Raw genomic sequence first — 22,478 nt, 5'->3', positions numbered from 1 at the left:
AATTGACAAATTTAATATATTTCTTATATTATAGGAAATATTTTAAGAAAAGATTTATGAAATGTAAAAAATGAGATAAATTCCCTCTCTTTTTTGAATAAAATGCTTGATATTAATTCTTTATTCCGGAATACTGCAAGCACCGACATACGACTTTCATTATCTTTGTAACTTAGTTCTTACTTATGGATAAAAAGATTATAATTGAAATAAAAGGAGCGACTCCTCGCATTGATAGTTTAAGATTTAATCATCCCGTAAACTGGACGATTAAAGAAAACGAACACTGGGCGGTTATTGGTCCAAATGGCGGAGGAAAAACGCTCTTGGTAGATATATTATTGGGTAAATATGCACTTAAAGAGGGTGAAATTATTAGTGCTGATGAATCAGGGGTAAATCTATCCGTATCATCTGTTGTAAAAAGTGTTGCTTTCAGAGATATATACAGCATTATTGATACACAGAACAGCTACTACCAACAACGGTGGAATAAGGGAGATGAGCAAGAAGTACCTCTAACAAAAGATTTGGTGCAGAATGTCGATCAAACATGGTTGAATACATTGGTAGAATGGTTCAGGATAGAAGATCTGATGAATAAAGAGGTTAATCTTCTATCGAGTGGTGAGCTTCGCAAATTTTTGATTGTGCGCTCTCTTTTATCGAGACCTCGCATCTTGATACTCGACAACCCGTTTATCGGACTCGATACGTCATCCCGAAAAGTTTTGAATGACCTGCTCACCCGTTTATCCGAACTCGATAATCTACAGATTGTATTGATCTTATCCAACCCCAACGATATACCGGATATGGTTACCCATATTCTGCCGATTAAAGACAAACAGATATACCAACCGATGTCTCGCATGACTTTTGAGGAAGATAAGGAGTTTGTAACTTCATTATTCCCCTCTGTCGGTATCGAAGAACTGGAGACACTTAAGAAAGCATCTAACGATGAAGAGACCAAGACTTATGAGAATGCCGCTATTCTAAAAAACATTCATATCCGATACGGACAACGAACAATATTAAAAGATCTGGATTGGGAAATCAAACGAGGTGAAAAATGGGCTCTGCTTGGAGCCAATGGGGCGGGCAAATCAACCTTATTGAGCTTGATATGCGGTGATAATCCGCAAGCCTATGCAAATGACATAACGTTATTTGACCGTAAAAGGGGTACAGGTGAAAGCATCTGGGATATAAAAAAGCGGATTGGATACATATCTCCCGAGATGCATCTTTACTATCTAAAGAATGTGAGATGTCTCGATGTTGTTGGATCAGGCTTTTTCGACACTATCGGTTTATACAGAAAGTGCGACACAGAACAAGAGGTCGTAGCTCTCGAATGGATGAAGCTTTTCAGAGTGGAACATCTCAAAGATGTATCTTTTCTGAACGTGTCTTCGGGAGAGCAACGCCTGATATTGTTAGCCCGGGTGTTCGTAAAAAATCCCGATCTCCTTATACTCGACGAACCGCTGCATGGACTGGATATTATTAATAAAAGAAGAGTAAAAGAAATCCTTGAAAGGTATTATGATTCAAACAAGTCGCTAATCTATGTCACTCATTATGAAAACGAAATCCCGAGCATAGTGGACAGGCGGAAAGTTTTGATAAAAAATGAATGAAAGTTATAAAGTAATTCTACTTTCCTATCCCTGCATTTATTTTGCAGAAATGTTGTAAAAAATTATTATTTTTGAAGCAGAAATAAATAAGCATAAATTAAAATGATATTCCGTTTTTTACTTTTATCAGATGAAGTTGAAGACTTCAAGCGTGAGATTCAAATAGATGCAGATAATACTTTTCTTGATCTGCATCAGGCAATTATTAAGTCGGTAGATTATAAAGACGGTGAGATGACTTCATTCTTTATCTGCTCTGACGACTGGGAAAAAGAACAAGAAATCACCCTTGTGGAAATGGATACAAGTTCGGACGAAGATTCGTATACAATGGAAGAATCTATCCTGAACGATTTTCTGGAAGATGAAAGACAAAAATTAATGTACGTATTTGATTATATGACAGAGCGTGCATTCTTTATGGAACTACGAGAAATCATTACAGGAAAAAACCTCGAACAAGCCGTATGCACTAAATCTACAGGAAATCCTCCTACTCAGTTTGTTGACTTCGAAACAATTGCAGCAAGTTCTACATCGTTGGATACGGGTGAGACTTTCTATGGCGACGAAGGATACGACATGGACGAACTGGATGCCGAAGGCTTTGACGGATTAGACGATGTTCAGCTGCCTAGCGACGAAGAATATTAATGAAACGCCTGATAGTACTGCTTGGCCCCACAGGAGTGGGGAAAACAGCACTAAGTCTCAACTTGGCTGAGCACTATCTGTCGCCTATCATATCAGCCGATTCCCGACAATTTTTCAAAGGACTTGAAGTCGGCACTGCTGCGCCGACTACAGCTCAAAAAAAACGTGTTGCACATCACCTTGTTGGTATGCTTGATGTTACCGGCTACTATAGTGCCAGCGAATTTGAGCGTGATGCCCTGAATATAATAGAAGATCTTCATAAATCGCACGATGTACTTATAGCCACTGGCGGTTCTATGATGTATATAGATGCTCTCTGCAATGGCATCGACGATGTACCCACAATAGACGAGAGTCTCCGCAAAGAGGTCTATGAATTGTACGAACGAGAAGGACTGGAACCGATACGGGCACAATTGAAAGTACTAGACCCTGATTTTTATAATGAAGTAGACCTAAAGAATTATAAGCGTGTGATTCACGCTTTGGAAGTTTGCCTGATGACGGGCAAGCCTTATTCATCATTCCGAACACAAACAAAAAAAGAACGTCCGTTCGAAATTATAAAAATAGGATTGACACGCGACAGAGCCGAATTGTACGAAAGGATAAACAATCGTGTAGATGAAATGATTTCTTCGGGGCTGCTAGAAGAAGCCGGACGTTTTTATCCACAACGGCACCTCAATGCATTAAATACGGTCGGATATAAAGAGTTGTTCAAATATCTGGATGGCGAATGGACTCTTGATTTTGCTATCGAAAAGATAAAACAAAGCACACGCATTTACTCTCGCAAACAAATCACATGGTTCAAGAGAGATAAAGAAATTCACTGGATAAACTTATCTGAAACAAGCGAAGACGATGCGTTAAAAAAAATAATATCCATTAGCGGATATTAACAAAAGGTGAGCTTTTATTGTTTAATTAAAATAGAAGCTGTATTTTTAACAATCATAAAAAACTATTATATGAGAACAAGGCTATACAAGTATTTAGTTATCTCTCTTTTGGCTGTATTTGGCATTACCGGATTAACGGGTTGTGGAGACGATATTACCGAACAATATTATGTAGGTTCGGAAGTTAAAACAAAAGATTTTAAGGTTGAAAAGAATCAATGGGGATGGAATGACGTTTACAATCGCTATGAAGCGACTATAAGCGTAAAAGAGATAGATGAGAGATTGTATGAATTTGGCACAATTGCCGCAACTGTCTTTGTAAATGAAGAAGCTCCGGATGGGAGCATTTATGAAGTACAAAAAAACTTACCTTTCGTACAAGCATATAAAGACTTAGCTACTCCGTATACCGAGTATATAGGTTTCGATATATTTTATGGAAACGGAACTAATCCTTCTGTTACCTTTTATATTCAAACATCAGATGGCTCTCCTGATACTCCTGTATTACCTGACGCTTATAACTTCAAACTTGCTTTGATATGGGATAGTAAAACTAATTAATATATTATATTAAGCGAGGTGTCTATTGAATAGACACCTCTTTCTTTAATTATATAGTTTTATTATATTCTATATACAACTATTGATAGAGAACATATCCTATAACTTCTTCATATTGCCAGCTCGAGTTCATGCGAGCATCATTGATGTTATCAGTAACATAAAATGTGTTTTTACTTTTATTCCAAAATCTATGTAATGCAACGTAGTTACGCATATCTAAAGGCTTATCATAATATCGAATACTGTATAAACGACTATCTCTTTTATATTGTGTAGGATTTGTTAATCTAGGATCCTTCGAACGAATATCAGAAGCATAATAATATCTATTAGTCTTTATGTGTATATATCGAATAAATGAACCAAATACACCTTGTCCTGCTGAGTACTCATTGCCATATGTTCTGTTTGTTGTATATCCTATAACTTTATCAAAATACCATCCCTGCTTCGATTCATATGTATTTGTCAGGTAAGCTTCTTGTGTTTTACTATTCCAATATCGATATAAAGGAAAAAGGCTGAGGTTATCTGCTTGGTTATTTTTTATAAAATTATTTACAGCTTGTTTTACCAGCTCTGCTTTTGTGTTATCAGCGATCAACATATAGATAGGATATGTTTTATTCCAGTCTAAATCGACTAAAACTGCATTTTTATCATTTATTGACGCAATCCAATTCCCCACATTTAAAGAATAACTTGTCCCTTCTGTTGGTGATATATTTATAGAAAGTCCATTCGTGTTCCCTCCGTAAGATTTTATACTACCATTCCAATTAATGTTTTTACTATTTATTTGGGTAGTTGTGGTTTGCTCCAGCCTGCAGTTGCTCCTAATCCTATCTTTGATAAGCCAAATTTAGCTCCAACTTCAGCTGTTTGCTTTTTACTATTAGTGGTTCCATCTTCGAGTGTTAATCCTCTAAATTCAGATTTGAAAATTCCTCCTGTTGTAAATTTAAACAAAACGTGTGTTCCAAATTTTTCAACTAAATTATATGCTTGATTTAAAGTATTTACTTTTTCCAACTCTTGTTTAAAATAAGGATTTAAATATTTTTGCGCAATGGATAATTCTGTATCTAAAATAAATCTTCTATGAGTACTGAAAATTTCCGCTGTGGCACATGAATAGGCTGATGAATAAGAGACCTTACTTTTAGTTTCCTGACTTGCTTTTACATCTGCGGAAAATAGTCCTCCAGTAAGGCCTTTTGTTATACCATTAGAAGCTACTGAAGCTGAAAAATTGGTTTTAGTAGTAACTTCTTTTACATAGCTGAAATAATCTTCTCCACTATATACTCTAGTATTAGTTCCACTGTATGCTCCTTTATCAAAATATATTAAGTTAGATGGCTCTGTAGTTATTAGTTTCTCTATATCAATTACTTGATATTGACTAACTGCATCTCTATGCGCGTATGGTTTAGTGATAAAATATCCATATCCTAATACATCATATTTTTCATCTCCAGATGACTTAGTTTTAGGATCACTTTCAGAATTTACAACATTTGTATCTTCTAATAAATTTTCATAGCCTTCCGAACAAGAAAAAAATAGAAAGATAAAAAATACTGACAAGTAAATAAAATTATTCTTTTTCATGGCCATTATATTTTAGGGTTAATAATAGAGAAGTTCACGATGCGTAATATTAACGCAATTTTAAGCTAAATTATCAATAGGTCAAATTTAAAACTGTTAATATTTGCAAATAAATTATTATATTCGCTTATAGGATTAATGGTAAGATAATACTAGATGCTATTTCTGATAAAAACCAGCAGATAATAGATGCAATCATAGAGTATCAACTGCCTATTTTGTCAACACACATGAAAGTCGTTTGGGCCGAACTTATTATCCCTATCTCAGTCGTTTAATATACACCTGCTATCGCTTTTTTCCAAAGCTAAAATAAATAAGAAGTGGATGGATTTTCTTATTGCAGAATTATCTTATATTGAGTTCTTTGATGTTATTGTATAATTATCAACTTTTAGTTACTACCCAATAAGAGGAAATCTAATAAAGTGACAATAAAAACATACCGAAAAACTGTTACTTTTGTTACTTTTTGGAATTGAAATAATTTTTACCAAGTAAACATAAAAAACACAAATTATAGCTAAATACACAATTTACAAGGCTTTCGGCCGTTAATTAAAATAAAATGTACTTACTTTGCACTCCATTATCACTGACATTTGTGAATGAAACTTAACTATATAACATTATTCTTTCTGTTTTTCACTCTAGGTTCGGGTGTTGTATATGGTCAGTGGGATTCCCAGATCAGCCAATATTGGAATATGAAGAACTTTTATAATCCTTCGTTTGTTGGAGAAAGAAATGTTATAGAAAGTTCTTTGCTACATCGCCGTCAGTGGACAGGTATAGACAGAGCTCCGGTAACATCGTTGGTTTCATTAAATATGCCTATGAACTTTCTGGGCAAGGAGCATGGAGTGGGTGCGATGGTTATAACTGATAAATTCGGATTATTTACGAATACCTCCACTATGCTGCAATACGCTTATCGGTTTAAGTTTAAGAAAAACAGATACCTAAGAGTAGGCTTACAAGGAGGGATGATGAATATAGACTTCGATGCTTCCGGGATAAAGAATCCACCAAGCGGAGAAGGAGGAACTGGAAACGGATCTGAAGGAGAAACAGACCCTACAAACCCAACCACAGCTATAGGCGAAAAGAAGTTTGATATGGGTGTGGGTATATCGTGGATCACTCCTACTTATTACTTGGGAGCTTCTATAACGCACCTGATGCAGCCCAAGTTTGATATAGATGAACAAACCACCTCTTTTATTTCCCGTATCTATTATCTGACAGGAGGATACAATATAAAGCTGGGAAATCCGTTGATAGAATTGCAACCATCTGCTCTCTTTAAATCTGATGCTGTGACCTATCAATTGGAAGTTACAGCTAAAGCCGAATATAAAAAGATGTTCAATGGAGGAATATCTTGGAGAAAAGGGGACGGTTTTGTATTTTTGCTTGGTGTGAAAATAAAAAATATAGATGCAGGCTATTCATACGACCTTTCAACATCAGAGATATCGAAGGTCAGTCATGGAAGCCACGAATTGTTTATACGCTATAGTATGCCGTTAGAGAAGCGAAAAGACAGGCATTCGGGCAAAAGTATAAGGATATTATAATTATAAAAAAGACGAGTATACAAACTTACAAGTAGAATAAATAAAAAAGTTGACTGACAGAATCAGATCTTAAAAGAAATATGAAACATTTGTGTTTTGCAATTATAACTTCACTCATCCTGTTTACATCTTGTGGTAAATCGGTAGGATCAAGCATCGGCGGTGAAGTAGTTGGCGAAAAGGGATCGTCGTGGGCCGAACCTACACCTTACGGTATGGTATTGGTATCGAGAGGTTCTATAGAAATGGGACCGGCCGAGAACGATTCCCTATGGGATATAAAAGCCAATCCGAAAGGAGTTTCGGTAGATAATTTTTGGATGGACGAGACAGAAGTCACCAATTCCAAATATCGCCAATTTGTATATTGGGTACGCGATTCAATTATCCGTGAACGACTGGCCGACCCTGCCTACGGAGGAAACGAAGCATTCAAAATCACAGAAGACAGATACGGTGACCCAGTAAAACCTTACCTCGATTGGAGGAGACCGATACCAAAACGCCCTTTGGAAGAAGAGGAACTGGCAATAAACAGTGTAACTTTTATACATCCCATAACAGGAGTTAGAGGATTAGACCCTCGTCAGATGAATTTCAAATATGAATGGTTCGATTATACCGAAGCAGCAAAACGTAGAAACCGTTTGATACCTCAGGAACGAACCCTCAATACAGATATTGCAATAGATGTCAATCAAGTAGTAATGATATCAAAAGATACTGCTTATATCAATGAAGAAGGACGCCCTGTAAACCAAACAATAGTCCGCCCTTTGAGCTCATTATTCGATTTTGTACATACCAAGATTGTAAACGTTTATCCCGATACTACTGTTTGGGTAAACGATTTCAACAATGCTTACAATGAGCCATATATGCGGATGTATTTTTCTCACTCGGGGTATAACGATTATCCGGTTGTAGGTGTAACTTGGGAACAAGCTACTGCTTTCTGTGAATGGAGAACCATGTTCTACAAAATGGGACAACCTAAAAATGGACGTCCGATCGAAAACTTCCGATTGCCCACAGAAGGAGAATGGGAGTTTGCCGCACGTAATGGTAAGACCGAAAATAAATATCCGTGGGATAAAGAAGGTACAATGGATGAGAAGGCTTGCTTTATGGCAAACTTCAAGCCGGGAGAAGGGAACTATACGAAAGACGGAAATCTTATCCCTGCTCGGGTAGCGTCTTATGTACCAAATCGTTTTGGTATATATGATTTAGCCGGTAACGTTTCCGAATGGACTTCTACGGCTTATACCGAGTCGGGTACAGCAATGATGAATGATATGAACCCTCAATACAAATACGATGCTGCCAAAGAAGACCCATATGCTATAAAGAAGAAAGTAGTAAAAGGAGGATCGTGGAAAGATATAGGGCGAAACATCAGAGGAGACATGCGCGAAGGTGAGTTCCAAAACCAGCCGCGCTCGTATATCGGATTTAGATGTGTAAGAACTCAGGTAGGATTTGCAAAATCTAAGAAGTAAAGAAAATGAATAAGATATATAAAATATTGGCTGTCGTTATTTGCGGATTGAGCTTTATCTCTGTGTTGCATGCACAAGAACAGCCCGAATCGCTTCGAGACAGAATAGCCAAAAGACAACAGCAACAACAGGGTAATACCCAGCAAAACAACAACGGGCCAAAAGTACCCCAATTGTCTGTGCGTGCAGAAATGATGAACGACACACAGACACAGGATTTATCGAATGCTACATGGATCAGAGAGGTGTATCGTTTTTTAGACCTTACAAAGGGTAAGAATGCTGCCCTCTATTATCCGGTACAGCCTATTGGCAATCAGATGAACTTCTATACAATGATCTTTAAACTGATGGGTGATGGAAACCTAGTTGCTTATGATTGGAATAATGGCACTGACCTTTTTGTGGATAATCTGAAAATCAATTTTGGAGACGTACTCGAGAGATTAGAGATACCTTATCAAAAAAACGGTAATACCTATTCTTATGATGAATTCAGCATTCCCAGCAACGAAGCTTTGGGATATTATATCAAAGAAGCTTGGTACTTCGACCAGTCTAATTCTGTGCTAGGTGTAAAAATAGTGGCTATTTGCCCGGTACTGTTTCGTCAGCAATACGTTGATGGTATAGACTTCGGAACATCTACAAATCAAGGCTTAAAAGAACCTCAGTTTTGGATACCATACGAAAACATACGCCCTTACGCTGCTCGTATGCCTATTATGGCTTCGGATAAGAACAACGTAATGAATAAAACCATTGACGACTACTTCCGTATGCGCTTGTATGAAGGAGAAATATACAAGACTACCAATATGGAAAATAAGTTCCTCAACCAGATATATACGACTCCAGAGACATTAAAAGAGGCTCAAAACAAAATAGAGGGCGAATTGAAGGAGTTTGACAAAGAACTATGGATAGTGAACGACTCGATCAATCAAATTCAAACAGGCAATACAAAAAGTACAAAAAAGAGCAATTATAAAGCACCGAAAACAAAGAAAGCAAAAAGTACCTCTGCTATCTCGTATTCGGCCAGAGACAGACGATAAATAAATAAACTGATATATCTTAAGGGAGAGGTTGTTTGGCAAAAGCAATCTCTTTTTTATTTAAGTTTGCCATATCTACATATCAAAAAGAGCACTTATAGGTTTTATATATATCACATTGAACATTAATATGACATTTTTGTGTTAAAATATTTTACTTTTCAATAAATACATTTTATCTTTGCAAAGAGTTTTAGGTTATTACTATACAAGATAATTAAACAGAGAGTACCATGATAAATAACAGGTACTCTCTGTCTTTTTTTGTCTTATAGGTTTAGGTTATTAAAGTAAAGATTGTTTATTTAAAAAATTGGTTATGAAAAGGTTATTAATTTTAGTTGTAGCTGTGCTTGGATTAGGAGCCAGCTCTTACGCGCAAAACGATTATGATGTTCTTTGGGTATTGAACAACAAATCAACATTCGAAACTGTTGCAGAATATGTTAATGCAACTTCAAATCAGAAAGAATATATGAGAGCTATCTTCTATGATTCTACTGAAAAACTAAAAAGCGCACTGATCGACAATGATAAAGAAGCAGCAGAAAAAGCGCTATTCTTTAATTTGGCTAATGTAAGATCAGTTTTGTCTGAAAAACAGTATAGAAAGTATTTGACAATATTAAATACTACTATCAACGATCAGCAAGGCAAGTACATGGCTAGCAAATGAGAAAAATAAGATTGAAGATAGAAGGATGTTTCTTAAATAGAGACATCCTTTTTTATTTTATCCTTCTTCATCTTATCAATCATCCAAATCAGTAGCAAATAGATTGGCATAACAACAGGATATAGCAAAAAGATAAGGAATACATACCCATGCCTTCCCGAAGCATATTCTCCTATCACCACATCTATTAAAGAATATGACCACACATATAAACACAAATAAAGAATAGGTGCTAAAATACCTCCAACTATTACGACAGGGGAAAAACGTTTCGTCGGCTTCCTGATCCGATATCTCAAAGTAAGATAAACATGTACAATACCCAGTACTAGAATAAAAGCAAGCACTAACCAATTCCCAATTGCCACAAAGACATTAGCAAACCATCCTACTTGAGGTGTGTAAGTTATAACAAATTCATCTGATGGTATGTCCGAAAAATGCAAGTGTGTTACAGCATCGGTAAGACTCGTTTTTTCAGCAGGCAAATTCGTTTCGAATGTGCCGTCCAGTCCTGTTATATCTATCTCAATATCCAGTCCTCCGAATGTACGCCAAAAATGAGCGGGCGCAAGATTGTACCTCAACGTAAATTCTCTGACAGGATTACCGACATACACATTCGCACGCACTGTATACTCCACCCTGATAGCATGCTCTCCCTCAGAAAGATCAATTTCAAAATATTTCAGTCCGATCAAATTCGGAACATTCTCCTGCGAGTACAAGAGATGATTATCCAAAGAATCTACCGACGAAAGAGCCCCCTTATCCTCGTATGAAGAAGGTATCTTTGATATCGCAACTTCTTTATCATCTACCCATACACGAAAGCCATCACTTTCAGACACATCAGTCATTGTATCAAACACAAGAGGAATCTGCTTCCCTACTCTATCTGATTTAACAGTATAGATCACCGTATACTTAGCTGTATAAAAATCAATAATGCGGACATGTAAAGACTCATGCAGAATATCTATATCCTTGCTCGAATAAGCTTCACTCATCGGATTGCCACCTATCCACGGAGATGCCATATTCGCCGAAGTGGATACGCAAGCAATTATAAAAGAGAATAGAAGTGAAAATCTTTTTAGCATAGTTTTGTAAAACATTTATTTTAGGTTATTTATAAGATAACCTTTCGTAGGAAATATCTGGTTTAGCTGCTTTTTTACAGCTTGCTTCTCTTCGGCTGTAGCCTGAGAACAGATACATACTATTTCATCCAGTTTGGTTTCACCGATAATTAATAACAATGGAGAAGAAGGACGTGAATCATACAATTTCTGCAAGTCTGCCATTGCTTGTATAATACGTATTCTTCCACGTGAAGCATTGGCTGCCATTTCGTCCAACCCATTGCGATGATAATTGTACCAGAAAGAATGAAAGGCTTTAGAGCTCTCATCGGTAAGAGCCACAGCAAGATCATACCTGTTATCATTCTTGCCGGAGAAAGGCTCCCACCCTTTTGTATTCAATGATTGAGCCATATTAGCTATTTCCATCGCCCTTGCAAAATACGGAGCACCTCCATTTAAGGAAAACGAATCAAAATCAAGCCCTATAACAACATAGGCATAAAAGGATATTACTGCCACCAAGTTATTGGAAAGTGTAATATTGCTCAAGTCGAGAGATTCCCCCGGTGTATAATTAAACTCAAACTTAGTATCTCTATAGTTGATCAGAGTAGTTATATATGTCGAATTATATACAGGACGGCGTGAAGTAACCTGCATTTCTGCAACAAAACTATTATCCGAAGTCATTTCACTTATCGAGATATTTACAGAGCAATCAATACGCTCATTTCTGTTGAACGAGGCATTTGTCCATGCCTGATCATTCAACAACTGATTGAGTGAACTCTCCATTGCCGAAAACAGGTTTTGGTTTGCCGCAGGAACCTTACTGCTATTTATGGTTAATTTGGCATTCAACTCCTGTGCCTCTATGTCAGCTAAAGAGATTATTGCAGATATTATAAATAAAGTCAGTCTTAACATACTACTCGAGATTATATGTAATACTTAATACCTTAAACTCTGTTCGACGGTTTACCTGATCAGCCATTTCCTGTTGCTCTGGTGTGAGCCCTTCAATAAACTCCTCATTCAGTATATCACCTTCTTTCAAAAAGTCATACCTCTTTACGATAGCTTTGGTAACCGTCTTGGGCTCACTTTTGCCTTTGCCCACAGCCGTCAATCGATCTTTAGATATTCCTCCCGCTATCAGGTAATTGACCACTGATTCAGCCCTGCGTTGCGAAAGTTTGATATTATATTCGTCCGACCCTTTTCTGTCGGCATGAGCCGAAAGCTCGATTGTCACATTCGGATTGGTATTAAGCAAGTCGATCAAACCATCCAATTCTTTTTTTGATTCGGGAAGCAAGGTTGCTTTGTCGAACTCATAGAATATATTTTCCAATACCACCGGCTTATTGATCGGGGTAAGAATGAAATCGAGCATATAGGTTGAATCCTTCTCCATTGGCATAGTTTTGAGAGACATACGTGTATTCAAGTGATCTTTGGCACTTGCCAGAAACACATAGTCTACCCCTTGCTTTACGTCCATTTTGTAAGTCCCGTCGTTTTTTCCGGGAAACCTCATATTCGTTCCATCACGTCCTACCACACGTATAGTGGCATTGGTTACAAACTCATCGTCTGTATCCACAATATATCCTTCGGCTACGGTGGTTATTATCGGGTATGCAAAAGAATATATATGATCAAATCCTTTGCCGTCACCACGGTTGGAGCTAAAGAATCCACTTTCTTTGTTTCCTTCGAACGTTATACCAAAATCATCTGCCTGAGAGTTTATAGGGAACTTTATATTCTCTATCTTCCAGCCTTTAGACTTCTTGTCATATTCAGCCTTATATATATCTAGACCACCCATCCCTACATGTCCATCCGAAGAAAAATAGAGCGTAGAGTCGTTTCGCATATATGGAAACATTTCGTCTCCTGCGGTATTGATGTCCGGCCCCAAATTCTCAACAAATTCTACCAGATCTCCAACCATGCTTGCCCGCCAGATATCTTTACCGCCATAGCCTCCAGGCATGTCGGACACAAAATAAATATAGTCACCCGAGGGAGTTATCGCCGGATGGGCATAAACACTGGTTGTATCACGCTTGTTTATTTCTATTTTCGTACCCTTTCCCCATGACCCGGACGAACGGTATGAGACATATATAGATGGAAAGGAAGTATTTACCGAATCGAGTTTTGTTTGTGTAAAATACATTGCCGAGCCTGTAGCCGAAAATGATGTTGTGCCTTCGTCAGATGATGTATTTATAGGTGAATCCAAGTGTTCAGGTTTCATCCAGTTTCCACTCTCGTCTTTACGAGACATGAATATATCATTGAGCTTAGATCCTGTAATATTACTTATAGTATCTCCTATAACACCTTCTCGGTTAGATGTAAAGTACAACTGATCGTAATCGGGAGGAAGCAACATCGGACTAAACTCTCCCCGATTGGAATTAAATAAATCCATCCTCTTCACTGTATACAATGTCGGATTAGCTTTCCACTCTGGGGCTACCTTTGTACCTTCCAGCCCGTTAAGAGCAAATTTATTATCAGGAAAAAGCTTCAAGAAATCAATGTAGTAACGGGCAGCTTGCTTATAATCTCCCACTTTCTGCAACGATCTGGCATATTGCAGATTCAAAGTACTGTCGTTCACCTTATATCTAACAGCATTTGCATACGCCGCATTCGCTCGTAGAGGGTTGTTTATCAACCTGTAACTCTCCGCCATACGCAAAGCGACTTCCCCTCTCAGCTCTCTCTTCTTTACAGGGATGCTGCGGTATATCTTGCGATACATATCTGCTGCAACAAAGTATTCTCCTTGTGCAAACTTACGGTCTGCATCTTCCAGTTTTACTTGTTTACAAGAATATGCAGACAATAAAAGAATAAGGATACTAAATATGTAAGATATAGATCTTTTCAAGCTTTTTTCAGGTTATTACAATAAGTTGTTACAGTTTACAAATATAACTCATTTCTGCTTAGAATATTGCTTCCTCAAACTGGAAACATGACAGGCTAATTATCAAGTCTTTATTCCTTTTCGCAGAACTTTACAAACGCGGTCATGAGAAATATATTTTCACAAAAAGAATTCTAAGACAAATCTAAATTGTTTTTTTAACGTTTTACCTAACGTTTCATGGTTGCTTGTAGTGGGTATTGCGGGGATTAACTGTCAACGATTCAAAAAGTAACACAGGGAGAAAGGATTGTTAATTAGTGACTAGCACTTCGTGTTTTACCTTATTTTCATTTCCTTTTTGTCATTTCTTTTATTGTTAGCCTTTTAGTCGGACGCAGTTTTGTTTTCTCTGATTCAAATTGTTGATTTGCAACTCCAATAAACCAAATACCAAAATCGCCCATATGCCCATATAAATCTCGATCTATACTATATTTATGACAAATTTCCATGACGTCTATCTTCTCAACTAATTCTATAATATTTTTGTGTCGAACTGGTGAATACCAATGAATATTCGGTTTATTATCCCATTCTGCATAGTTGATGATTAATATTTCTGCATTTTCGAAATCATTCTTAGTAGGCTTATTTTCTTGATTAATCCTTGTACTTGCAATAAGATTGTACCCATATTCTGTATCATGGACTGCTTCCAAGACAACTGCTCCTCCGTAATTTCCATTTTCGAGTTTGAAAACCAAACAATCGCCTTTTTCAAAAGCAGGCTGCCGAATTATTTTCTTTTTCCTTGCTTTCGCTTTAGGTCGCTCTTCTTGAAGGTTTAAAAGAAATCTTTGAAGAATATCCTTTCGCTTCTTAATCTCTTTTTCAGGAGCCTCAAGCCGCCTCCAGACTTCAAGGTCATTGCCTGATTCTATTATTTCCCTTATTCGGAGAAATAAATCTTCCTCTAGTTGCTTACATTCCCATTGGGCTTTGGCTAATGCAAACCAAAAATTATTACTCTCTTCAAGATCATCAATTATTTCTTGGTTTTCTCTGATTAGTTTTACTGATATTTCAGCGACTTCAAGCCCATCATTGTATAAATCAAAAAACTCACTGTAAATGTCGGCATAAGTATCATTTGATGATATTGCAACTCCCCAAGTTCCCATAATTTAGTTATATATTTTTTATACTTTCTAATTTTTCACTTCACTATCCACTTAGATTGTTGATTTGTCACTAACTTGATCATTACCGCTATAAAATGACGTTGTCTCTTATTCTCGGGAACAGCTGACGATATGCATGAAAGCAAAGATATTGATAATAATTGTCATGAAGAATATCTTGTCCTCATTCTCTGAAAGAATATTACAGTCTAGTTCTCTTGAAAGTATTGAGGCTTAGGAATAAATATTCCTAAGCTACTCTCAGAAAAAATATTAGGCAGAGCGAAGCAGAGCCAATGATACATAACTGTAAATGCTTTATATTCCTTAAGTAAGAAAAATTCAGTAAAAACAAATATATCTAAATAATAAGAAAGGGATACTCTATGCGAGTATCCCTTTCAAAAAAAGTATAGTTAGATAGGTGTTATCTTACTTTCCATTTACTCTGAAACGTTCATTACCGTTCTTAATGAAGTCTACTATTTGATTGGCTGCAGCAATACCGGCATTGATATTTGCCTCTTCGGTTTGCGCACCCGATTTTTTAGGTGTAGAGAAATATCTTCCTGCAAATTTTTCTGTCATTTCAGCATGATTGCCGGGAAGTACATCTGTTACATATTTGAAATCTTTACGTTCTTCCATTACCTTCACTATCGAAGCTTCATCTACTACTTCTTTACGAGCAGTATTAAGCAGCAATGCATTTTTAGGCATTTTGCTAATCAATGCATAGTTGATAGAATTAGCAGTTTCGTCTGTAGCAGGCATATGCAAAGATACGTACTGACATGTAGTGTATAATTCTTCAGCAGAACCAACAGCTTTTACGCCTTCTTTTTCGATAGCTTCTTTAGACAAGAACGGATCGAAGGCATAAACTTCCATACCAAAGCCTTTGGCTATACGAGCAACATTGCGTCCTACATTTCCATAAGCATGGATTCCCAATTTTTTACCCAAAAGCTCTGTTCCCGACGTACCTTTAAAGAAATTACGGATGGCATATACAGCAAGACCAAACACCAACTCTGCAACAGCGTTTGCATTCTGACCCGGAGTATTCATCACACATATATTGTTTGCTGTGGCAGCTTCCAAATCAATATTATCATAACCGGCTCCTGCACGTACAACAATCTTTAGATTCTTAGCAGCATCCAATACTTCCTTATCGAAGATATCGCTACGAATAATTGCAGCATCAACATCAGCTACCGCATCTAGCAATTGTTTCTTCTCTGTGTACTTTTCGAGCAAAACCAATTCAAATCCGGCTTGCTCTACAACTTCTCTGATTCCAGTTACAGCCTCAGCAGCAAATGGTTTGTCTGTAGCAATAAGTACTTTCATTATTTAGCTATTTTCTTTTCAAATTCTTTCATTGCATCTACCAATGCCTGAACACCTTCGATAGGCATAGCATTGTAAATAGATGCACGGAAACCACCAACAGAGCGGTGTCCTTTTAGTTCACACAATCCTCGTTCTTTCGCAAATTCTAAGAATGCTGCTTCATTTCCTTCATATTCGGAAGTCATCACAAAACATACATTCATCAACGAACGGTCTTCAACCTGACATGTACCTTTAAACACGGAACTGCGATCTATTTCGTTATATAGCAATGCAGCCTTTTCTTTGTTGCGTTTATACATTGCATCAAGACCTCCATTCGCTTTCAGCCATCTCAATGTTTGCATTGCAGCATATACAGGAACAACAGGAGGTGTATTGAACATCGATCCGTTTTCGATATGCGTACGATAATCCAACATTGTTGGGATAGGGCGATTTACCTTTCCTAATATTTCATCTTTTACGATAACGAAAGTCACTCCCGATGGAGCCAGATTTTTCTGAGCACCACCATATATCAAAGCATATTTTGATATATCTACCGGACGAGAGAAAATGTCTGACGACATATCTGCAACCAATGGCACCGGAGAATCGAGATCAGTATGTATCTCTGTTCCGAAAATCGTATTATTGGTAGTGATGTGGAAATAATCCGCATCGGTAGGAATTGTATAATCTTTTGGGATATAAGTATAGTTAGCAGCTTTAGATGATGCCACTTCAACTACTTCACCAAACAGTTTAGCCTCTTTCTGAGCTTTACTTGCCCATGTCCCCGTATTCAAATATGCCGCTTTTCTTTCTAGTAAATTAAAAGGTACCATGCAAAATTGCAAACTTGCACCTCCTCCAAGGAAAAGCACCGAGTAGCCCGACGGAATTTCTAATAATTCCTTAAACAGTTCAACTGTTTCGTCCATTACAGCCTGAAAATCCTTGCTCCTGTGGCTTACCTCCATTAAAGAAAAAGAAGAACCATTAAAATCCAGAATAGCTTTTGCTGTCTCCTCCATTGTTTGTTGGGGAAGGATTGATGGCCCTGCACTAAAATTATATTTCTTCATTTTATATATTAAATTAGGGAATTAAGAACTCTTCAATATTAATTTTTGGACTTCAAAATTACTAATTATATATGAAATACTGTGATTAAGAATGACTTTTATTGATTTTAATTTCAAGAATCTAGCAAAATGCTTTTTGTATCAGGGGTATTTGGATTTTTTACATATTATGATACTTTTAGCTATTGTTTTTATATATTTGCATATAGCAAAAAGTAAGATAAGATTGCATTGCCTTAATTGATTTTTAACCTTATAATCCATTCAATTTAAACAGCATGGCCCTAATAAAACCGTTTAAAGGAATAAGACCACCCAAAAGTATTGTTGAGCAAATTGCCTCACGCCCCTACGACGTTTTAAGCTCTCTGGAAGCTCGACTCGAAGCAGAAGGCAACGAAAAATCTCTTTACCGCATCATAAAACCGGAGATAGATTTTGAAGAAACAATCGACGAACATCACCCAGATGTATATCAACGAGCAGTACAGAATTTCAACAAGTTTCAGGAAAAGGGTTGGTTGGAGCAAGATACTGAAGAGTACTACTATGTATATGCGCAAACCATGAATGGAAAAACTCAATATGGGTTGGTAGTATGCTCTCATGTAGATGATTACATGAATGGAAAGATAAAAAAGCACGAACTCACACGCAGAGATAAGGAAGAAGACCGCATGAAGCATGTACGTGTGAACAATGCGAATATAGAACCTGTATTTTTTGCCTACCCTGACAATAAAGACTTGGATAAGATAATAAAAAATGCAATATCTACTCCGGCCGAATATGACTTTGAAGCAACAGACGGTGTAGGGCATCATTTCTGGGTAATAAAAGATCAAGAGGACATACAACAAATAACGGATATATTTGCAACTATACCTTACCTGTATATCGCCGACGGACACCATCGCTCAGCAGCGGCAGCATTGGTAGGAGCCGAAAAAGCGAGATTAAACCCTCATCATAAGGGAGACGAAGAGTATAACTACTTTATGGCTGTTTGCTTTCCCGACAACCAACTCAATATAATAGACTACAACCGTTTGGTAAAAGACCTGAATGGATTGAGTGTTTCCGAATTTCTCAAAAAACTAGAAGCACATTTTATAATAGAAGAGAGGGGTTCTGACATTGAAAAGCCAACCGCTTTACATAATTTCTCCATCTATCTTGACGGCAAATGCTATAGCCTGACTGCAAAAGAAGATACTTACGACGACAACGACCCTATAGGCGTCTTGGATGTGACTATCTCTTCGAAGTATATATTGGACGAAATTTTAGGCATAAAGGATTTACGTTCCGATCAGCGTATCGATTTCGTAGGAGGAATTAGAGGATTGGACGAACTGAAAAAACGTGTAGATAGCGGTGAAATGAAGCTGGCATTGGCCTTATACCCTGTCACCATGAAGCAACTGATGGACATTGCCGACTCGGGCAACATCATGCCACCAAAAACGACATGGTTTGAGCCTAAACTACGGTCAGGACTTGTTATCCACAAGCTGGAATAACATATCTTTTCTTTAAAACCGAAACAAGAAAAAGTAAAAATAAGCCGATGTTGCAGAACTCTACAACATCGGCGTTCTTTATTTGTTATATAAAAAGGTATATTTGTCAATTATACAATTTAACACCACCACAGAATTATGATAATAAAACATTTTACAGACAACGATCTGTACAAATTTTCTGTCATGCTAGCTATCCAAAAGCTATATCCGTGGGCATACGTCAAATATGCTTTCACGAACCGAGGGAAGACTCAATTTCCTGAAGGATTCGCCGAACGGATGAAAGAAGAAGTAGCATCTATGGCTAACTTGCAATTAACCGCCGAAGAGAAAAAATTTATAAAGGCCAAATGTTATTTCTTCGATCCTGTATTTGTTGACTTTCTTGAAGGATTCAGATATAAACCGGAGGAAGTAACCATCACTCAAGAAGGAGGAGACCTCAGCGTGGTAATAGAGGGCTATTGGTACAGAACTGTACTTTGGGAAGTTCCGCTACTGGCAATTATCTCTGAACTTTATTTCCAGATGACAGGAGCTACCCCGCAAAATGTAGAAGAAAATGCAATCATAAAAGCAAAAGCCCTGAAAGAAATGGAAGCCGATTATTCCGAATTTGGTACTCGCAGACGTTTTTCTTTCGACGTAGAAGATAAAGTTATCGGAGCGCTTCAGGCTCATTCGGGAAAATACTTCAAAGGAACAAGCAATGTATACTTTGCGATGAAACACAATACGATTCCGATTGGTACAATGCCGCACGAATGGTTTATGTTTCATGGCGCAATATTCGGTTATCGATCGGCAAATATCAAGGGATTGGAAGCGTGGGTAGAAGTATACGACGGCAGTCTGGGTATTGCATTGACAGATACATACACTACCGATTCTTTTTTCAATTCGTTCAGCCTCAAACAGGCCAAACTATTTGACGGAGTACGCCACGATAGCGGAGACCCTCTTGTTTTTGCAGACAAGGCGATCTCTTTTTATCAACAAAACCGCATAGATGCCACGTCCAAAACATTAGTATTCAGCGACTCGCTAAACCTAGATACAGTTAAGGAAATAAAAGATCATGTTGCCGGACGTATACACGACACATATGGTATCGGCACATTCTTTTCGAACGATGTAGGATCTAAAGCGTTGAATATCGTTATCAAACTAACGGATGTAAAACTACATAAAAAAGATGCGCACTTCATGAAAGCCGTAAAACTTTCGGATGTAGCTGGAAAGCATACCGGAGATCCGAGAGAAATAGATTTAAGCATAAAAACATTAGGACTGGAATAATAAACAAATAATATATGTCTAAGCTATTTAGTAATTTATCGATACGTAATCTTACTCTCAAAAATAGGATTATCATGTCTCCCATGTGTCAATATTCGGCGCATGACGGTTTCGCTACCGATTGGCACTTTGTCCATTATGCCAGTAGAGCTATAGGCGGTGTAGCAGCCGTTATACAGGAAGCAACCGCCGTTTGTCCCGAAGGTCGAATTTCGTATGGAGATTTGGGTATATGGAAAGACGAGCATATATCAAAACTCAAGGAAATTGTAACAGCAATCGAAGGAAACGGCTCTATACCGGGAATACAATTGGCTCATGCCGGGCGTAAAGCAAGCTGCGAGTTGGGATGGAAAGGTGGAGAGCAAATAAAAGAAGGCGAAAATAGTTGGCAGACTGTAGCCCCCTCCCCTATCTCTTTTTATGAGACTGATAATACTCCGGCAGAATTAACAGAGGTTGAGATAGAAAAAATCATATATGATTTCGCTCTGGCTGCGCAACGTTCGATAATAGCGGGATATAAGATAATAGAGATACATGCGGCTCATGGATACCTTATCCATCAATTCTTATCTCCTCTTACCAACAAAAGAAAAGATCAATATGGTGGTACATTTGAGAATAGAATCCGGTTATTGATTAAAATAGTGGATGCTGTACGGTCATTATTGGATGAAGACCACTCATTATGGGTAAGGATATCAGCTACCGACTGGGTAGAAAATGGTTGGAATCCGGAAGAGTCTACACAATTAGCATCGTTATTGAAAGATAAAGGAGTAGATGTTATCGATGTATCATCCGGAGGTAATCTACCGCACGTAAAAATACCTGTAGGAAAAAATTATCAAGTACCTTTTGCAAAACAAATAAAAACCCGAACAGGAATACTTACAGGAGCTGTAGGGCTTATTACTGAAGCCGATCAGGCAGAGGAGATTTTACAAAAGGAGGAGGCCGATCTTATTTTTATCGGCAGAGAATTATTAAGAGACCCTTATTTTGCGCTTCATGCTGCAAAATCCTTGGGAGATGATCTAAAATGGCCTCTTCAATACGAAAGAGCAAAGTAAAAGTATAGAATTAAGCGGCTGTAATGGAAAGGATGACAACCCCTTTTCATTACAGCCGCTTCTCTTTATTCTTCCATCAAATCGAGGACTCTATCATATCCCCATTTTTCGGCAACTTCATCATCGGATGTGAATCTATTTTGCCATTTAAAGTCGACAACTTCGATACGCTTCGATGCCGAGCCATCCCATTCCACAGTAAAGCCCTGATTCTTAAGTTGGGCGACAATTTTGTTACCTATCAATATAGCTTCCTTGTCATTCTTCTCTTTTTCTCCATAGAAGCCGACACTTAGCACTCCGGTTTGTATTACACGTTCCAAATCCTGCCCGTGATAATAACAATATCCAATAGGTTTTACCCCATTATCTTCCAGATCTTGCCATACATCCTGCACATCATATATAGCTTCAGATTGTGTATATCCGGCATTGTGCAACGCTACAATTTTCTCTTTACAAAGATTATCGAAAACGGTATGCAGCTTATCCGTATCAGTAGGGCGTTGCCATGTTTTACTTTCAGATTCATTTTTCGCATACTCCTTGCCAAAAATATCCCGAATCCACTCTTCAGAGATTTCGCTTTCCCAGCCTTCATCTTCTACAGCTTCAATAGCCTCTGTAATAATATCTTCTAAAGATTCAAATCCTGATTTTATACTAATAAGGAAATGATCATAGAGATACTTTTCATTTTCTGTCATAGTGTAAAAAAAATTAAGACACTTCCCATCCTTCAGAAACAAAAGAATGTGTACTTGTTTAGTTAGGTATC

General features: G+C 37.5%; 20 protein-coding genes. 11 read left to right on the top strand and 9 right to left on the bottom strand.

Going from position 1 to position 22,478, the window contains the following annotated elements; all coding sequences use genetic code 11:
* The first annotated feature begins 185 nt into the window (after positions 1-185).
* The 4 genes from BGO84_RS08450 (at position 186) to BGO84_RS08435 (ending at position 3,775) form a co-directional block, all read left to right on the top strand.
* Positions 186-1,646 (top strand): ATP-binding cassette domain-containing protein, encoded by a 1,461-nt coding sequence (locus BGO84_RS08450; protein WP_291028783.1) that lies wholly within the window; start codon positions 186-188, stop codon positions 1,644-1,646.
* A gap of 102 nt (positions 1,647-1,748) precedes the next feature.
* Positions 1,749-2,300, top strand: coding sequence for a plasmid pRiA4b ORF-3 family protein (locus BGO84_RS08445; RefSeq protein ID WP_252636998.1), 552 nt, complete (start codon positions 1,749-1,751; stop codon positions 2,298-2,300).
* On the top strand, positions 2,300-3,208 hold the full coding sequence (gene miaA, locus BGO84_RS08440) for a tRNA (adenosine(37)-N6)-dimethylallyltransferase MiaA (RefSeq protein WP_291028782.1): 909 nt from the start codon (positions 2,300-2,302) through the stop codon (positions 3,206-3,208). The genes BGO84_RS08445 and miaA overlap by 1 nt, the downstream gene beginning before the upstream one ends.
* A 69-nt stretch (positions 3,209-3,277) precedes the next feature.
* Entirely contained in the window at positions 3,278-3,775 is a 498-nt protein-coding gene (locus BGO84_RS08435) for a hypothetical protein (protein WP_135104881.1), read from the top strand.
* 79 nt (positions 3,776-3,854) lie between these two features.
* On the opposite strand, the gene BGO84_RS08430 is transcribed toward BGO84_RS08435, so the two are convergent.
* A complete protein-coding gene (locus BGO84_RS08430) occupies positions 3,855-4,466 on the bottom strand; it encodes a hypothetical protein (protein ID WP_291028781.1) in 612 nt (203 codons plus the stop codon).
* Between the two features lie 107 nt (positions 4,467-4,573).
* Positions 4,574-5,392, bottom strand: coding sequence for an MAC/perforin domain-containing protein (locus BGO84_RS08425; RefSeq protein WP_291028780.1), 819 nt, complete (start codon positions 5,390-5,392; stop codon positions 4,574-4,576).
* A 608-nt stretch (positions 5,393-6,000) separates the two neighbouring features.
* On the opposite strand from BGO84_RS08425, the gene BGO84_RS08420 reads away from it, so the two are divergent.
* The 4 genes from BGO84_RS08420 to BGO84_RS08405 all read left to right on the top strand — a co-directional run bounded on the left by BGO84_RS08420 (position 6,001) and on the right by BGO84_RS08405 (position 10,208).
* Positions 6,001-6,972 (top strand): type IX secretion system membrane protein PorP/SprF, encoded by a 972-nt coding sequence (locus tag BGO84_RS08420; RefSeq protein ID WP_291028779.1) that lies wholly within the window; start codon positions 6,001-6,003, stop codon positions 6,970-6,972.
* A gap of 80 nt (positions 6,973-7,052) precedes the next feature.
* Positions 7,053-8,474, top strand: a complete 1,422-nt coding sequence (locus tag BGO84_RS08415; protein ID WP_283685928.1) for an SUMF1/EgtB/PvdO family nonheme iron enzyme — start codon at positions 7,053-7,055, stop codon at positions 8,472-8,474.
* Positions 8,475-8,479: 5 nt separating this feature from the next.
* Positions 8,480-9,532 carry a gliding motility protein GldN gene (gene gldN, locus BGO84_RS08410; protein ID WP_291028778.1) on the top strand — a complete coding sequence of 351 codons (1,053 nt, stop codon included), beginning with the start codon at positions 8,480-8,482 and terminating at the stop codon, positions 9,530-9,532.
* A gap of 319 nt (positions 9,533-9,851) precedes the next feature.
* On the top strand, positions 9,852-10,208 hold the full coding sequence (locus BGO84_RS08405) for a hypothetical protein (RefSeq protein ID WP_135104876.1): 357 nt from the start codon (positions 9,852-9,854) through the stop codon (positions 10,206-10,208).
* Between the two features lie 32 nt (positions 10,209-10,240).
* Here BGO84_RS08405 and BGO84_RS08400 read toward each other — a convergent pair whose 3' ends face one another.
* From BGO84_RS08400 to serC, 6 genes are all read right to left on the bottom strand, one after another.
* A complete protein-coding gene (locus tag BGO84_RS08400) occupies positions 10,241-11,311 on the bottom strand; it encodes a hypothetical protein (RefSeq protein ID WP_291028777.1) in 1,071 nt (356 codons plus the stop codon).
* A gap of 15 nt (positions 11,312-11,326) precedes the next feature.
* Entirely contained in the window at positions 11,327-12,223 is an 897-nt protein-coding gene (locus tag BGO84_RS08395) for a DUF4835 family protein (RefSeq protein ID WP_291028776.1), read from the bottom strand.
* Between the two features lies 1 nt (position 12,224).
* Entirely contained in the window at positions 12,225-14,207 is a 1,983-nt protein-coding gene (locus BGO84_RS08390; protein WP_291028775.1) for an OmpA family protein, read from the bottom strand.
* 329 nt (positions 14,208-14,536) lie between these two features.
* Entirely contained in the window at positions 14,537-15,370 is an 834-nt protein-coding gene (locus BGO84_RS08385) for a hypothetical protein (RefSeq protein WP_291028774.1), read from the bottom strand.
* Positions 15,371-15,802: 432 nt separating this feature from the next.
* Complete coding sequence (locus BGO84_RS08380; RefSeq protein WP_291028773.1) at positions 15,803-16,726, bottom strand: NAD(P)-dependent oxidoreductase; 924 nt, start codon at positions 16,724-16,726, stop codon at positions 15,803-15,805.
* Positions 16,726-17,799, bottom strand: a complete 1,074-nt coding sequence (gene serC / locus BGO84_RS08375) for a 3-phosphoserine/phosphohydroxythreonine transaminase (RefSeq protein WP_135104870.1) — start codon at positions 17,797-17,799, stop codon at positions 16,726-16,728. The genes BGO84_RS08380 and serC overlap by 1 nt, the downstream gene beginning before the upstream one ends.
* A 278-nt stretch (positions 17,800-18,077) precedes the next feature.
* Here serC and BGO84_RS08370 point away from each other — a divergent pair, with 278 nt between their 5' ends.
* From BGO84_RS08370 to BGO84_RS08360, 3 genes are all read left to right on the top strand, one after another.
* A complete protein-coding gene (locus BGO84_RS08370) occupies positions 18,078-19,322 on the top strand; it encodes a DUF1015 domain-containing protein (protein WP_291028772.1) in 1,245 nt (414 codons plus the stop codon).
* A gap of 138 nt (positions 19,323-19,460) precedes the next feature.
* The gene (gene pncB, locus BGO84_RS08365; protein WP_291028771.1) at positions 19,461-20,624 is read left to right on the top strand and encodes a nicotinate phosphoribosyltransferase; all 1,164 of its coding nucleotides are present in this window, start codon (positions 19,461-19,463) and stop codon (positions 20,622-20,624) included.
* Positions 20,625-20,638: 14 nt separating this feature from the next.
* A complete protein-coding gene (locus tag BGO84_RS08360; protein WP_291028770.1) occupies positions 20,639-21,700 on the top strand; it encodes an NADH:flavin oxidoreductase/NADH oxidase in 1,062 nt (353 codons plus the stop codon).
* A 65-nt stretch (positions 21,701-21,765) separates the two neighbouring features.
* On the opposite strand, the gene BGO84_RS08355 is transcribed toward BGO84_RS08360, so the two are convergent.
* Positions 21,766-22,407 (bottom strand): hypothetical protein, encoded by a 642-nt coding sequence (locus BGO84_RS08355; protein ID WP_135104866.1) that lies wholly within the window; start codon positions 22,405-22,407, stop codon positions 21,766-21,768.
* Positions 22,408-22,478: the final 71 nt, after the last annotated feature.

It is taken from the genome of Dysgonomonas sp. 37-18, assembly GCF_001899125.1.
Lineage (GTDB): Bacteria > Bacteroidota > Bacteroidia > Bacteroidales > Dysgonomonadaceae > Dysgonomonas.
Note: the sequence above shows the minus strand (reverse complement) of the source record. Positions and strands in the feature narration are given on the sequence as shown.

Coding starts and splice junctions, on each gene's coding strand:
- BGO84_RS08420 (WP_291028779.1), top strand. CDS start 6,001: ATGAAACTTAACTATATAACATTATTCTTTCTGTTTTTCACTCTAGGT.
- pncB (WP_291028771.1), top strand. CDS start 19,461: ATGATAATAAAACATTTTACAGACAACGATCTGTACAAATTTTCTGTC.
- BGO84_RS08360 (WP_291028770.1), top strand. CDS start 20,639: ATGTCTAAGCTATTTAGTAATTTATCGATACGTAATCTTACTCTCAAA.
- BGO84_RS08445 (WP_252636998.1), top strand. CDS start 1,749: ATGATATTCCGTTTTTTACTTTTATCAGATGAAGTTGAAGACTTCAAG.
- BGO84_RS08370 (WP_291028772.1), top strand. CDS start 18,078: ATGGCCCTAATAAAACCGTTTAAAGGAATAAGACCACCCAAAAGTATT.
- miaA (WP_291028782.1), top strand. CDS start 2,300: ATGAAACGCCTGATAGTACTGCTTGGCCCCACAGGAGTGGGGAAAACA.
- BGO84_RS08415 (WP_283685928.1), top strand. CDS start 7,053: ATGAAACATTTGTGTTTTGCAATTATAACTTCACTCATCCTGTTTACA.
- BGO84_RS08435 (WP_135104881.1), top strand. CDS start 3,278: ATGAGAACAAGGCTATACAAGTATTTAGTTATCTCTCTTTTGGCTGTA.
- BGO84_RS08395 (WP_291028776.1), bottom strand. CDS start 12,223: ATGTTAAGACTGACTTTATTTATAATATCTGCAATAATCTCTTTAGCT.
- BGO84_RS08425 (WP_291028780.1), bottom strand. CDS start 5,392: ATGAAAAAGAATAATTTTATTTACTTGTCAGTATTTTTTATCTTTCTA.
- BGO84_RS08405 (WP_135104876.1), top strand. CDS start 9,852: ATGAAAAGGTTATTAATTTTAGTTGTAGCTGTGCTTGGATTAGGAGCC.
- BGO84_RS08380 (WP_291028773.1), bottom strand. CDS start 16,726: ATGAAAGTACTTATTGCTACAGACAAACCATTTGCTGCTGAGGCTGTA.
- BGO84_RS08450 (WP_291028783.1), top strand. CDS start 186: ATGGATAAAAAGATTATAATTGAAATAAAAGGAGCGACTCCTCGCATT.
- gldN (WP_291028778.1), top strand. CDS start 8,480: ATGAATAAGATATATAAAATATTGGCTGTCGTTATTTGCGGATTGAGC.
- BGO84_RS08355 (WP_135104866.1), bottom strand. CDS start 22,407: ATGACAGAAAATGAAAAGTATCTCTATGATCATTTCCTTATTAGTATA.
- BGO84_RS08385 (WP_291028774.1), bottom strand. CDS start 15,370: ATGGGAACTTGGGGAGTTGCAATATCATCAAATGATACTTATGCCGAC.
- BGO84_RS08400 (WP_291028777.1), bottom strand. CDS start 11,311: ATGCTAAAAAGATTTTCACTTCTATTCTCTTTTATAATTGCTTGCGTA.
- serC (WP_135104870.1), bottom strand. CDS start 17,799: ATGAAGAAATATAATTTTAGTGCAGGGCCATCAATCCTTCCCCAACAA.